General features: G+C 69.3%; 13 protein-coding genes. 8 read left to right on the forward strand and 5 right to left on the reverse strand.

Annotated features, from left to right (window positions below):
* Positions 1-5: 5 nt before the first annotated feature.
* Both hemB and MFF24_RS17505 read right to left on the reverse strand, forming a co-directional pair.
* Positions 6-1,061 (reverse strand): porphobilinogen synthase, encoded by a 1,056-nt coding sequence (gene hemB, locus MFF24_RS17500; protein ID WP_238225988.1) that lies wholly within the window; start codon positions 1,059-1,061, stop codon positions 6-8.
* A gap of 384 nt (positions 1,062-1,445) precedes the next feature.
* Positions 1,446-1,685 carry a DUF6894 family protein gene (locus MFF24_RS17505; RefSeq protein WP_108941941.1) on the reverse strand — a complete coding sequence of 80 codons (240 nt, stop codon included), beginning with the start codon at positions 1,683-1,685 and terminating at the stop codon, positions 1,446-1,448.
* A 704-nt stretch (positions 1,686-2,389) separates the two neighbouring features.
* Here MFF24_RS17505 and MFF24_RS17510 point away from each other — a divergent pair.
* From MFF24_RS17510 to ldtR, 3 genes are all read left to right on the forward strand, one after another.
* Positions 2,390-3,559, forward strand: coding sequence for an enoyl-CoA hydratase/isomerase family protein (locus tag MFF24_RS17510; RefSeq protein ID WP_238225990.1), 1,170 nt, complete (start codon positions 2,390-2,392; stop codon positions 3,557-3,559).
* A complete protein-coding gene (locus MFF24_RS17515) occupies positions 3,556-4,023 on the forward strand; it encodes a DUF6163 family protein (protein ID WP_238225992.1) in 468 nt (155 codons plus the stop codon). Before MFF24_RS17510 ends, MFF24_RS17515 begins: the two co-directional genes overlap by 4 nt.
* Positions 4,024-4,184: 161 nt before the next feature.
* Complete coding sequence (ldtR, locus tag MFF24_RS17520; protein WP_108941938.1) at positions 4,185-4,703, forward strand: transcriptional regulator LdtR; 519 nt, start codon at positions 4,185-4,187, stop codon at positions 4,701-4,703.
* Positions 4,704-5,068: 365 nt separating this feature from the next.
* Here ldtR and pqqA (MFF24_RS17525) read toward each other — a convergent pair whose 3' ends face one another.
* Both pqqA (MFF24_RS17525) and pqqA (MFF24_RS17530) read right to left on the reverse strand, forming a co-directional pair.
* Positions 5,069-5,158 carry a pyrroloquinoline quinone precursor peptide PqqA gene (gene pqqA, locus MFF24_RS17525; RefSeq protein WP_015857429.1) on the reverse strand — a complete coding sequence of 30 codons (90 nt, stop codon included), beginning with the start codon at positions 5,156-5,158 and terminating at the stop codon, positions 5,069-5,071.
* A gap of 63 nt (positions 5,159-5,221) precedes the next feature.
* Positions 5,222-5,311 (reverse strand): pyrroloquinoline quinone precursor peptide PqqA, encoded by a 90-nt coding sequence (gene pqqA, locus MFF24_RS17530; RefSeq protein WP_015857429.1) that lies wholly within the window; start codon positions 5,309-5,311, stop codon positions 5,222-5,224.
* Between the two features lie 479 nt (positions 5,312-5,790).
* On the opposite strand from pqqA (MFF24_RS17530), the gene serS reads away from it, so the two are divergent.
* The 4 genes from serS to MFF24_RS17550 all read left to right on the forward strand — a co-directional run bounded on the left by serS (position 5,791) and on the right by MFF24_RS17550 (position 10,094).
* Positions 5,791-7,077, forward strand: a complete 1,287-nt coding sequence (serS, locus tag MFF24_RS17535; protein ID WP_238225994.1) for a serine--tRNA ligase — start codon at positions 5,791-5,793, stop codon at positions 7,075-7,077.
* On the forward strand, positions 7,077-7,841 hold the full coding sequence (gene surE / locus MFF24_RS17540; protein WP_231344303.1) for a 5'/3'-nucleotidase SurE: 765 nt from the start codon (positions 7,077-7,079) through the stop codon (positions 7,839-7,841). Before serS ends, surE begins: the two co-directional genes overlap by 1 nt.
* Before the next feature lie 36 nt (positions 7,842-7,877).
* On the forward strand, positions 7,878-8,552 hold the full coding sequence (locus tag MFF24_RS17545) for a protein-L-isoaspartate O-methyltransferase family protein (protein WP_133089689.1): 675 nt from the start codon (positions 7,878-7,880) through the stop codon (positions 8,550-8,552).
* A 186-nt stretch (positions 8,553-8,738) separates the two neighbouring features.
* Positions 8,739-10,094: a murein hydrolase activator EnvC family protein gene (locus MFF24_RS17550; protein ID WP_238225996.1), complete on the forward strand. Its 1,356-nt coding sequence runs from the start codon at positions 8,739-8,741 to the stop codon at positions 10,092-10,094.
* 198 nt (positions 10,095-10,292) lie between these two features.
* Here MFF24_RS17550 and MFF24_RS17555 read toward each other — a convergent pair whose 3' ends face one another.
* Complete coding sequence (locus MFF24_RS17555) at positions 10,293-11,171, reverse strand: ATP-binding protein (protein ID WP_238225998.1); 879 nt, start codon at positions 11,169-11,171, stop codon at positions 10,293-10,295.
* Positions 11,172-11,406: 235 nt separating this feature from the next.
* On the opposite strand from MFF24_RS17555, the gene yajC reads away from it, so the two are divergent.
* A complete protein-coding gene (gene yajC, locus MFF24_RS17560; RefSeq protein ID WP_108941932.1) occupies positions 11,407-11,739 on the forward strand; it encodes a preprotein translocase subunit YajC in 333 nt (110 codons plus the stop codon).
* Positions 11,740-11,767 lie beyond the last annotated feature (28 nt).

An 11,767-nucleotide genomic window follows, 5' to 3' on the forward strand; every position in this document is an offset into this window, starting at 1 on the left:
GCCGGTCAGGCGCCGTCCCGCAGGCGCTCGGCCACGCGGGGCGCGTAGTAGGTCAGCACCCCATCGGCCCCCGCCCGCTTGAAGGCGAGCAGGCTCTCGGTCATGGCGCGCTCGCCGTCGAGCCAGCCGTTGCGGGCGGCGGCCTCGATCATCGCGTACTCGCCCGACACCTGATAGGCGAAGGTCGGCACGCCGAACTCCGTCTTCACCCGGGTGATGATGTCGAGATAGGGCAGCCCCGGCTTGACCATCACCGAGTCGGCGCCCTCGGCCAAGTCGAGGGCCACCTCGCGCAGGGCTTCCGCCGCGTTGCCGGGATCCATCTGGTAGGTGCGCTTGTCGCCGACCAACGCCGCCTTGGTGCCGATGGCGTCGCGGAACGGGCCGTAGAAGGCGCTGGCGTATTTGGCGGCGTAGGCCATGATCTGAACATCGCGAAACCCCGCCCGGTCGAGGCCGGTACGGATCGCGCCGACGCGCCCGTCCATCATGTCGGAGGGGGCGATGATGTCCGTGCCGGCCTCGGCCTGGATCAGGCTCTGCTCGACCAGCACCGCCACGGTCTCGTCGTTGAGGATCGCCCCGTCCTCGATCAGGCCGTCATGCCCGTGGCTGGTATAGGGGTCGAGCGCGACATCGGTCATCACGCCGATCTCAGGCACCGCCCGCTTCACCGCCCGCACCGCCCGACAGACGAGATTTTCGCGGTTCAGCGCCTCGGAGCCGGTGGGGTCGCGCAGGCCCGGCTCGGTGTAGGGGAAGAACGAGACCAGCGGGATGCCGAGCTTTGCGGCGCGTTCGGCCTCGCGCACGACCTCGTCCACGCTCAGGCGCTCGACGCCGGGCATGGAGGCGATCGGCTCGCGCCGCCGCTCGCCCTCGATGACGAAGAGCGGCCAGATCAGGTCGTCGACGCTGAGGGTATGCTCACGCACGAGACGGCGCGACCAATCGGCCTTGCGGTTGCGGCGCGGGCGCTGGGTCAGGCTCAGCGACCCCGAGCCCGGAGCGGCTTCGCGCGCGGTTTCGATGGCGAGCGGGCGCGGGGTGGCGTCTGACATGGCCCTCAGGACTCCGGTGTTCCAGCACGCTCTCGAGCCGAAGGGGGCGGCGGCTCGGGGGCAGTTGCGCATCGCGACAAAGACGTCAGAGCCATGCTCGAAGGCAAGTCGATCGGCGATGGCCCGAGGCGGAGCATTCCGGGCTCGCATCCCCGAGACCGTCCGGCGACCGGAGGTTTTCCGCGGGACGAAACGGTGGGAGAAGCGCCGCGGCACGCGCAGCCATAGGGTGTCCGCCTAGCACATCCCGATTCGGCCCCGAAAGGCGCCGTTGCCGCAGGGCAGGTTCCCCTTTTCCGGGCGGCTCGATGCCGTCCGGCGGCGATAGCATCCCGCTCGTCCCCCGTTGAGGCCGGGACGGCCGAGGCTTCCCCCGCAACCGCGTCAGCCGCCCGCCACGTCCTCGATCTGACTGACGAGGCGCAGGCGCATCACCGCGCGGTCGGGTCCGTCGCGCACCGTCACGACGACGACGCCGGAGCCGCCGAGCTTCTGCGGATCGGCGGCGAAGGCGGCCCCGCGCGCCAGCGCCTCGGCCCGCGCGGCGGCGCGATCGGGCAGATCCCGGCCGTTGATGTCGATGACGACGGCGTCGTCATGGATATCGAAGTAGTAGCGAGGCAACGTCCAACCCTTCCGCCTCGTCCGGGACGTCGGTCCGCGCGGCCTCGATGGGCCAAGCACCATCGTCCCGCCCTTCGAAGGTGCAGAAGATACGGGCAGGGCTCAACAACAAATGCGCGCGCCTTTGCAACCGAGACCACATTCCGACGAAGGGACAGCGGGTCGTCGCTAGCATGCGATCGGTGCAAGTCACTTAGAGTTGAATCACCCCGATGCGATCGGGCCGATGCGGTTCCGGTTTCGGGGATGGATGGGATTTCAGCTCGCTGCATCCGAGATCCGAACCCCCCTCTCGTACGGGTGCCGTCACGCGGCTTCGCTTTCGGTGTTCAGCCTATCCTGTCCCTGAATTGGGCGCCTCACGGGAGCTGCAATGCACGAGACCTGCAACGGTCGCGATGCCGTCGGTCCCGTTGTCACGCCGACGCGGCGACCGAGATCAGCGACGCCCCCGATAATCGCCGCGCACGGCGGATGCTGGCTGCGTCGCGGTGGTTTTCCGGTGCAGGCAGGATTTCCCCCAAGGATGCCCGCTGCGGCGCAGCTCTGACCGGCCGGAACCCATGCACGCGCTGCGTTGACGCCCTGGCCCGGACTTCGTCTAAGGGGCCCGCGCGGCCGGTACCGCGGGCATGACGTGGCCGAGCATCCGGCGTCCGCTCGGGAGCGGCCTGGCGGAGTGGAGCACGGCGGTGGAGCGCGGAATGTTGGGTGGTCAAGGGAGCGGGCAGGGGATCGGGCAAGGAATCTTGCGGGAGGACGTGCGCGCGGATTTGGCCGAGCCCGAAATCGCCTTCGAGACCCGCGGAGAGGCCGGGCTGATCACCCTGAAGCGGCCGAAGGCGCTCAATGCCCTGACCCTGCCGATGGTGGAGGCAATGCACCGCCAGCTCCGGGCCTGGGCCGGGGATGCGCGGGTCTCTCGGGTGGTGGTGCGGGGCTCGGGCGGCCGCGCCTTCTGCGCCGGCGGCGACATCCGCCAGATCCACGCCCTGGGCCGGGCCGGGCGCCACGCCGACGTGATGGCGTTCTGGCGCGGGGAATACTGGCTCGACGCCACCGTGAAGACCTTCCCAAAGCCCTACATCGCCTTGATCGAGGGCATTGTCATGGGCGGGGGCGTCGGCATCTCGCTGCACGGCGACGTGCGGGTGGCCGCCGAGAGCTACAGCTTCGCCATGCCCGAGACCGGCATCGGCTTCTTTCCCGATGTCGGCGCGACCTACGCCCTGCCGCGCCTGCCCGGCTGCACCGGGCGCTACCTCGCGCTGACGGGCGCCCGGATCGGCGCGGGCGACGCGCTGGCCGTGGGGCTCGCGACCCACGCGGCGCGGGCGGCGGATTTCGAGACCCTCATCGACCGGCTCGCGGGCGGCGGGGCGATCGCCGGCGCCTTCGAGGGCCTCGATGCGCCCGCACCGGAGACCGGCCCCCTCGTCGCCGAGCGGGCGTTGATCGATGCCTGCTTTTCCGCCGACACTGTCGCGGAGGTGCTCGCCCGCCTCGACGCGGCGGCGGGGGAGGGCTCCGCCTTCGCGGCGGCGAGCGCGAAGACGATTCGCACCCGCTCGCCCACGAGCCTGACCATCGCCCAGGCGCTGATGCGCCGGGGCGGCGAACTCGGATTCGCCGAGGCCATGCTCGCCGAGTACCGGCTGGCCGAACGGGTGATGCGCGGACATGATTTCTACGAGGGCGTGCGCGCGGTGATCATCGACAAGGACAATCGGCCGGCCTGGCAGCCCGCCACCCTGGACGCGGTCGACGGTGCGGCGATCGAGACCGCCTTCGCCCCGCCCGATCCCGCCGAGCCGCGCTTCGACGGCAGCCAGGGCCCGCGCGATGCCGCGCCGGCCGCGGGAATCCGGTCGTGAAGGCGCTCGCCAAGGTCGGCACCACCCTCGACGGACGCGGGCGGCCGAGCACCGGGAACGGCGACCGGATCGAGGGCACCGCCCCGCGGGCGCAGACCCGCTGGGACGTGGTGCTGGTCTGGTTCATGCGCATCACCGCCCTGGTCTGGCTCGCCAAGGGGCTCGCCACCTGGGGCGAGATCCTGGACCTGATCCCCGACCGGACGCCGTTCGCCGACCTGCCGATGGGCCGGCAATCGGCGATCGTCTACTTCGCGGTGATCGACTTCGTGGCGGCGGTCGGCCTGTGGCTGACGAGCGCCTGGGGCGGGGTGGTCTGGCTGCTCGCCGCGACCTCGGCGCTGACGCTGGCGCTGCTGACGCCGCAGCTCCTGCCGATGTCGATGCCGCTGATCGCAGTGCAAGCAAGCATTGTCGCCGTTTACTTCGTGTTATCCTGGCTGGCGGCCCGCGATGTAGGCTGAACAAGAGGTCAACATCATCGTTTCATTTTGCATTTACCGACAGAAGTAAATCGCGAGTTCATCCTGTCGCTTAAATCGGCTTTCATCGGTGGGGGCTAGGTTCACCTCATAAGCGAGGCCGGCCAGCAAGAGCCGGCACGAACCGACAGGAAGGCACTACGATGAGCACGAAGGCCGCCAACACCGCCCTCAAGACCACCGACGCCGCCCCCGAAGCCCAGGGCGCCGCCGGCTCCTATCTCGAGGCGCTGCACCTCGTGGAGCGGCTGCATCGCCGCCTCCTCGACGTCATCAAGGACGAGTTCGACCGGCGCGGCCGGGAGGACGTCAACAGCGTCCAGGCGCTGCTGCTCTACAACATCGGCGACAAGGAGCTGACCGCCAGCGAGCTGCGCTCCAAGGGCTACTATCTCGGCTCGAACGTGTCCTACAACGTCAAGAAGCTGGTCGAGGCCGGCTTCCTGCACCACGCCCGCTCCAAGACCGACCGGCGCTCGGTGCGCATCAGCTTGACCCCGAAGGGCCGCGAAGTCCACGACCTGATCCAGGGCCTCTACGACAAGCACGCCCGCACGATCCAGCCGATCGGCGGCATCTCCGAGGACGATTTCGGCCGCCTCAACCTCGCGCTCTCCCGCCTGGAGCGCTTCTGGACCGACCAGATCCGCTACCGGCTGTGAAGAGCGCTGGACTGGGTTCGATACTGGCAAGCACCTCGCCCCTCATGCTGAGGCGCCGAGCGAAAGCTCGGCCTCGAAGCACCCCGGAAGGGCCGATCCCGTAGCATCGGTCTAACGGGATGAACGGCGCGGCGTGATTCGAGGCCCGCTTCGCGGACGCCTCAGCATGAGGAGCGTTGTGGAGGCCGGTAACAGACGGCTCAATCAAGCTCTGAGCTCGGAAGCGGTGTTTGAAGAGCATGAGAGCCGGCAGGGGCGCCCCTGCCGGCTCTCATGCTTTTCGGCGTGACGCCGCAAACGAAAAGGGCGCCACCCTGTTCGGATGACGCCCTCGATCTCACCGGATGAGCCCGGCGACAGCCTTCTTAGTTGAAGGTGTCGATCTCGGCGGACTCGTAGGAGGTGACTTCCATGCCGACGCAGATCTCGGCAACGACGGGAGCGGACCACTTCATGATGTTTCTCCTGTTGGACGAAAGGATAAAAACCGAACCGACCCGAGGTCGGCGACCGCCTTCTTAGTTGAAGGTATCGATCTCGGCGGACTCGTAGGAGGTGACTTCCATGCCGACGCAGATTTCGGCGACGACGGGGGCAGACCACTTCATGGCGTGTCTCCAGATGACGATTTGAATACGAAGGTCGGTCTCGTGACCGTCCCACCTCGAACTGAGGTGGTGGCCGTTCGGTTGCCGGATCCCTCGTGTTCGACGCCCTTGATATAGACAATCCGTTGGGCGCAATTCAAGCGGACCCTACACTTATATTTCTCATAGAGAGGTCTCAGAAACGCCCAAGCTGGCATCCGAGGGCCGTCGCCTCCTGTCGAAGGCGCGGAAAAGTGCCGGGATTATCAACGATATGGTGCCGGCCCCCGTGATCCACAAGCCGGAGTGGCGGGATCATGCGCAGTGGTCCTTGCCACTCTCTCCCGGCTCTTTTTATCGGAAATCCGGTGCCTTGCGCCCCTGCTAGCTCGGATCCGATGTCCCCGACCCGGTGCGTGCTGGCGTGCCCACTCTTGTGATGCGGGGGGCGATGCGGCAAAGCGGAGCCCTCGCGCGCACAAGACCTCAAGAGCCCCGAAATGCACGACATCCGCGCCATCCGCGAGAACCCGGAGGCCTTCGACCGCGACTTGGAGCGCCGCGGCCTCTCGCCCCTGAGCGTCGAGCTGATCGCCCTCGACGATGCGCGCAAGGGCGCCGTCTCGGCGGCGCAGGCGGCCCAGGAGCGGCGCAACGCGCTGTCCAAGGAGATCGGTGCCGCTAAGAAGGCGAAGGACGAGGCCCGCGCCGCCGAACTGATGGCCGAGGTCGCCCGCCTGAAAGAGGAGGCACCGGCTCTGGAGGCGGCGCAGGGAGAGGCTGAAAAGGCCCTCGACGCGCGCCTCGCCGCGATCCCAAACCGGCCGAAGGCGGACGTGCCCCCCGGCGCCGACGAGCACGGCAATGTCGAGTACCGCCGCTTCGATTCGTCCCGCGAGCGCCTGACGGAAGGCCGCCAGCATTTCGAGCTCGGCGAGGCCACCGGCCTGATGGATTTCGAGGCGGCCGCGAAACTCTCCGGCTCGCGCTTCGTGGTGCTCAAAGGGCACCTCGCCCGACTGGAGCGGGCGCTCGGCCAATTCATGCTCGACCTGCACACGAGCGAGCATGGCTACACCGAGGTGGTGCCGCCGGTCCTCGTGCGCGACGAAGCGATGTTCGGCACCGCGCAACTGCCGAAATTCCGCGACGATCAGTTCGCGGCGGGCGACGGCTTCTGGCTGATCCCCACGGCCGAGGTCCCGCTGACCAACCTCGTGCGCGAAAGCATCCTGTCCGAGGACGAGTTGCCGCTCCGCTTCACCGCGCTCACTCCCTGCTTCCGCGCCGAGGCCGGGGCGGCGGGGCGCGACACCCGCGGCATGCTGCGCCAGCACCAGTTCAACAAGGTCGAGCTGGTCTCGATCACCGCGCCTGAGCAATCGGCCGAGGAGCACGAGCGGATGCTCGCCTGCGCCGAGGCCGTGCTGAAGAAGCTCGATCTCAGCTACCGCGTCATGACGCTCTGCACCGGCGACATGGGCTTTGCGAGCCAGAAGACCTACGACATCGAGGTCTGGGTGCCGGGCCAGCAGACCTACCGGGAAATCTCGTCCTGCTCGGTCTGCGGCGAGTTCCAGGCGCGGCGGATGAATGCGCGCTACCGGGCCAAGGAGGGCAGGGCGGTCAACTTCGTCCACACGCTCAACGGCTCCGGCGTCGCGGTCGGCCGCGCGCTGATCGCCGTGATGGAGAACTACCAAAACCCCGACGGCAGCGTCACGATCCCGTCGGTGCTCCAGCCCTACATGGGCGGCCTGAACCGGATCGAGGGACCGAACACCTGATGCGCATCCTGGTCACCAACGACGACGGCATCCACGCGCCGGGACTGGAGACGCTGGAGGGGATCGCCCGCGAACTCAGCGACGACGTCTGGGTGGTCGCGCCCGAATACGACCAGTCGGGCGTCTCGCACTCGCTCTCGCTCAATGATCCGCTGCGGCTGCGGCAGGTCTCGGACAAGCGCTTCGCGGTGAAGGGCACGCCCTCCGACTGCGTGATCATGGGGGTGTCGCATATCCTCAAGGATCACCGGCCGGATCTGGTTCTGTCGGGGGTCAACCGCGGCCAGAACGTGGCTGAGGACGTGACCTATTCCGGCACCATCGCCGGCGCGATGGAGGGCACGATCCTCGGCATCCGCGCGATCGCGCTGAGCCAAGCCTACGGCGCGGGCGGACGGGCCAACCTGAAATGGTCCTGCGCCGCCGCGCACGGGGCAGGGGTGATCCGCAAGATCCTGGAAATCGGGATCGAGCCCGGCATCCTCGTCAACGTGAACTTTCCCGATTGCGAGCCGGATCAGGTGCAGGGCGTGGCGGTCTCGGCGCAGGGCCAGCGCAATCAGGCGCTCCTGCAGATCGACGCCCGCCACGACGGGCGCGGCAACCCCTATTTCTGGCTCGCCTTCGCCAAGGCGCGGTTCGAGCCGGGCAACGGCACCGACCTCAAGGCGATCGCCGAGAACCGCATCTCGGTGACGCCGCTGCGGCTCGACCTCACCGACGAGCCGGAACTGACCCGCTTCGCCGCGGCGTTCCGGACGTGAGCGGCGGCGGTCGATCTGGCGGCAGTTTGGAGCCCCATGCCGCCTGAGGCCGACGGTCCCGAGGCGCTGGCGGAGGCGACCGGCAACGCCGCCTTCGTGCTGGCCCTGCGCGAGCGGGGCGTGCGCGACACCACCGTGCTGCGGGCGATGGAGCGGGTGCCGCGGGAGCGCTTCGCCCCGCCGGCCCTGCGCGCCCATGCGCGGCGGGACATCGCCCTGCCGCTCGCCTCCGGACAGACCATGACCGCGCCGAGCGTGGTCGCCGCCCTGCTCGGCGCCCTCGACGTCGCCCCCGGCGCCCGGGTGCTGGAGGTCGGGACGGGCACCGGCTACGTCACCGCGCTGCTGGTTCAGCTCGGCGCGGCCCATGTGCGGAGCCTGGAGCGCTACGAGGGGCTCGCCCGCGCCGCGCGGGCCCATCTCGGGCGCGACTTCGACGCGGCGAGTGTCGAGGCCGCCGACGGGCTCGCGCCGGAGGTGGTGCGCGGCGGGAGCTACGACCGCATCCTCCTCAACGGCAGCCTCGCCGCGCTGCCGCCGCACCTTCCCGCCGCGCTCAAATCCGGCGGCCGACTGGTGGCGGGGTTCTGGACCGGGCGGGGGAGCCGGCTCGTAACCCTGACCCGCGACGGCGCGGCGGCGTTCGCGCGGAAGGAAGGACCGGCCCTGCGCCTTGGGCCCCTCACCTCGGGGCGGGCACTCGCGCCGTAGCCCGGACCGCGTCGGCGGGGTGGGCCGCACGCGTCGAAGACGGGATCGGCACCGGCGCGAGAATTCCTCAACCTTTACGGATCAGGCGCGAAATCGATCCGTGTGAGGATCTCGGGAACGGTTGCTTAACCTGAATCCCGTTTGAATAGCGCATCACGTTGCGTCAGTGTTCAAGCGGGTGCGTCGATGCGGGTTCGGGGGAAAGTTCTGGGCTTGAGGACGCTGTCGCGCTTCGCCCTTATCGGAATGATCGGCGGCGGCACCGCCGCCTGCTCGTCGGACGCCTCGCGCCTCGGCGATCCCTTCACCAACCCCTTCTCCTCGCTGACGGGCGAGCCCTCGGCCACCGGCAGCCTGCCGGACGAGGGCGCGAACGGCGAGATGGCGGCCGCTCCGGCGATCCGCACGCCGCGTATCCAGTCCCAGGCGCTGCCCGCCCCCGGCCCGGCCCTGTCGCCGCGCCCCGGCGCGATCAGCGCCGCCCCGGTCAAGACCGCGACCCGCGTGGCGACGGCCGAGCCGATCTCGGGCGGGATGGCGAGCAGCGTGTCCGGCCTGAACCCGGATGCGGGCCGCGCGATGACGCCGCGCGCCTCCGCCCCGGCGCCGCAGCCCAAGCTCCAGTTCGGCAAGCCTGCAGACAAGGCCGCCGATAAGGCTGCGGAGAAGCGCGCCGCCGAAGCCGCTGCCGCGAAGGCGCTCGATGCCCGCCGCGAGGCCGAGCGGCAGGCCGCCGCCGCCAAGATCGCCGAGGCCAAGGCGGCGGAAGCCAAAGCCGCGGAGAAGGCAGCGCAGTCGAAGAAGCTCGCCGCCGACAAGGCCGCCGAGGCGAAGAAGGCCGCCGAGGCCACCAAGCATCCGGGCCAGAAGGCGACAGAGAAGGTCGCCAAGGCCGAGACGAAGGTCGATCCGAAGGACGCCGCCAAGGAAGCCGCCAAGGCGGAGGCCGCCCGCAAGGCCGAGGCCGAGGCCAAGCAGGCCAAGGCGGACGCCGCCAAGAAGCTCGCCGAGGCCCGCGCCGCGGAAGCGGCCGCCAAGGCCGCGGCCAAGGAGAGCAAGGAAGCGGCCAAGGAAGCCGCCAAGGCGCCTGCGAAGGAGACGCCCCCCGCCGCCCCGGTGAAGGTTGCCAGCGCCGACGCCTCGGCCCCGATCCCGTCGGCGGCCCCGCAGGCTCCGGCCGAGTCGTTCCGCTGGCCGGCCAAGGGCCGCATCATCAACGGCTACGGCTCGGGCGGCAACGAGGGCATCAACATCGCCGTGCCCGAGGGCACTCCGGTCAAGGCGGCCGAGGACGGCACCGTGGCCTATGCCGGCTCCGACGTGAAGGGCTACGGCAAGCTGGTTCTGGTGCGGCATAACAACGGCTACGTCTCGGCCTATGCCCATAACGGCGAGCTCGACGTGCGCCCCGGCGAGAAGGTGAAGCGCGGCCAGACCATCGCCAAGTCGGGTGCCACCGGCAACGTCACCTCGCCCCAGCTCCACTTCGAGCTGCGCAAGGGCGCGACCCCGGTCGATCCGATGCCCCATCTGGGCGGCTGAGGCTTTCGACTGACGTTAAACAACAACGGCGGCTCCGCGAGGGGCCGCCGTTTTCGTTTGATCATTTCGATTTCCGTCATTGCGAGGCGAAGTCGAAGCAATCCAGTGCGCGACCTCTTCCGAAAAGGGCGCGGTGCTGGATCGCTTCGCATGCGCTCGCGATGACGGCGAAGCGGCTTCGATCATCCAGCCACAACGTTACCCGTCGAGCCGCTGGCCCAACCGCCCCGCCAGATCCTGGATGAACTGGAACGCCGTGCGCCCCGAGCGCGAGCCGCGGGTGGTGGCCCATTCCAGCGCCTCGGCCCGCACCCGGTCCGGCTCGACCTGGAGCCCGTAGCGCTCCACGTAGGCGGAAATCATCGCCAGATATTCGTCCTGGCTGCATTTGTGGAAGCCGAGCCAGAGGCCGAAGCGGTCCGAGAGCGAGACCTTCTCCTCCACCGCCTCGCCCGGATTGATCGCCGTGGAGCGCTCGTTCTCGACCATCTCGCGGGCGAGCAGGTGGCGCCGGTTCGAGGTGGCGTAGAACAGCACGTTGCCGGGCCGCCCCTCGATGCCGCCGTCGAGCGCGGTCTTGAGCGACTTGTACGAGGTGTCGTCGGCATCGAACGAGAGGTCGTCGCAGAAGACGAGCCAGCGGTGCGGGTCGTTGCGCAGCAGGCTCATCAGCTCGGGCAGGGCCTCGATGTCCTCGCGGTGGATTTCCACGAGCTTCATCGGCAGCGCGCCTTCCGGCCGGCGGGCGTTGATCTCGGCATGCGCCGCCTTGACCAGCGAGGACTTGCCCATGCCGCGCGCGCCCCAGAGCAGGGCGTTGTTGGCCGGCAAGCCCCGGGCGAAGCGCTCGGTGTTCTCGACCAGGGTGTCGCGGGCGCGGTCGATGCCGGTGAGGATGCCGATCTCGACCCGGTTGACCCGCGGCACCGGGATCAGCCGGCGCTCCGGCCCCCACAGGAAGGCGTCGGCGGCACGCGTGTCCACCTTCGGGACGGCGGGGGGCGCGGCGCGCTCCAGGGCTGCGGCGATCCGCTCCAGGAGCGGAAGAAGGTCGGCGGGGGTCGGCTCTGCGGCCATGTTTAAACGGGTCCGGTTGCGGGGGAGGGCGGCGGCCTTCGCCGAGGTGGCGCCTTTTAGGCCGAGGGCGGACGAAAGGGGAACCTCGGGGGGAGCAGCCCGGATGCATCGCCCCGCCGTTGCTTTCGAATCGCCCCTCGCTATAGTCCGCGCGCTTTTCGGCAGGCTCGTCGTCGCAAGGCTCCGGCGTCGCCGGGCCTCACGAGCCCTTGCCCTCGATCAGGAGTGTTCGGCGTTGATCACCCCCGCCTTCGCGCAAGGAACCGGTGCCGGAAGCGGCGCGGACGTCGCGTTGCAATTCGTCCCCTTCGTCCTGATCTTCGTGATCATGTACTTCCTGATCCTGCGCCCGCAGCAGCGCCGGCTCAAGGATCACCAGAACATGGTGAAGAACGTCCGCCGCGAGGACACCATCGTGACCACGGGCGGCCTTGTTGGCCGGGTCACCAAGGTCGCGGATGACGCCTCCGAGATCGAAGTCGAGATCGCCCCAAACGTGCGCGTGAAGGTGGTGCGCACGATGATCTCCGAGGTCCGCGTCAAGGGTGCCCCGGTCAAGGCCTCCTGAGCGCCACAGGCGTGTGCCGGCCGGAATG

It is taken from the genome of Methylorubrum aminovorans, from assembly GCF_022179725.1.
In the GTDB taxonomy this organism is placed as follows: Bacteria; Pseudomonadota; Alphaproteobacteria; order Rhizobiales; family Beijerinckiaceae; genus Methylobacterium; species Methylobacterium aminovorans.

What these genes read in the sequence shown, in the direction of transcription:
- MFF24_RS17545 (WP_133089689.1), top strand. Translation starts at nt 7,878, where the DNA reads ATGCCGCCTGAGGCCGACGGTCCCGAGGCGCTGGCGGAGGCGACCGGC.
- pqqA (WP_015857429.1), bottom strand. Translation starts at nt 5,311, where the DNA reads ATGAAGTGGTCTGCCCCCGTCGTCGCCGAAATCTGCGTCGGCATGGAA.
- pqqA (WP_015857429.1), bottom strand. Translation starts at nt 5,158, where the DNA reads ATGAAGTGGTCCGCTCCCGTCGTTGCCGAGATCTGCGTCGGCATGGAA.
- MFF24_RS17510 (WP_238225990.1), top strand. Translation starts at nt 2,390, where the DNA reads ATGTTGGGTGGTCAAGGGAGCGGGCAGGGGATCGGGCAAGGAATCTTG.
- MFF24_RS17550 (WP_238225996.1), top strand. Translation starts at nt 8,739, where the DNA reads ATGCGGGTTCGGGGGAAAGTTCTGGGCTTGAGGACGCTGTCGCGCTTC.
- MFF24_RS17555 (WP_238225998.1), bottom strand. Translation starts at nt 11,171, where the DNA reads ATGGCCGCAGAGCCGACCCCCGCCGACCTTCTTCCGCTCCTGGAGCGG.
- ldtR (WP_108941938.1), top strand. Translation starts at nt 4,185, where the DNA reads ATGAGCACGAAGGCCGCCAACACCGCCCTCAAGACCACCGACGCCGCC.
- serS (WP_238225994.1), top strand. Translation starts at nt 5,791, where the DNA reads ATGCACGACATCCGCGCCATCCGCGAGAACCCGGAGGCCTTCGACCGC.
- hemB (WP_238225988.1), bottom strand. Translation starts at nt 1,061, where the DNA reads ATGTCAGACGCCACCCCGCGCCCGCTCGCCATCGAAACCGCGCGCGAA.
- surE (WP_231344303.1), top strand. Translation starts at nt 7,077, where the DNA reads ATGCGCATCCTGGTCACCAACGACGACGGCATCCACGCGCCGGGACTG.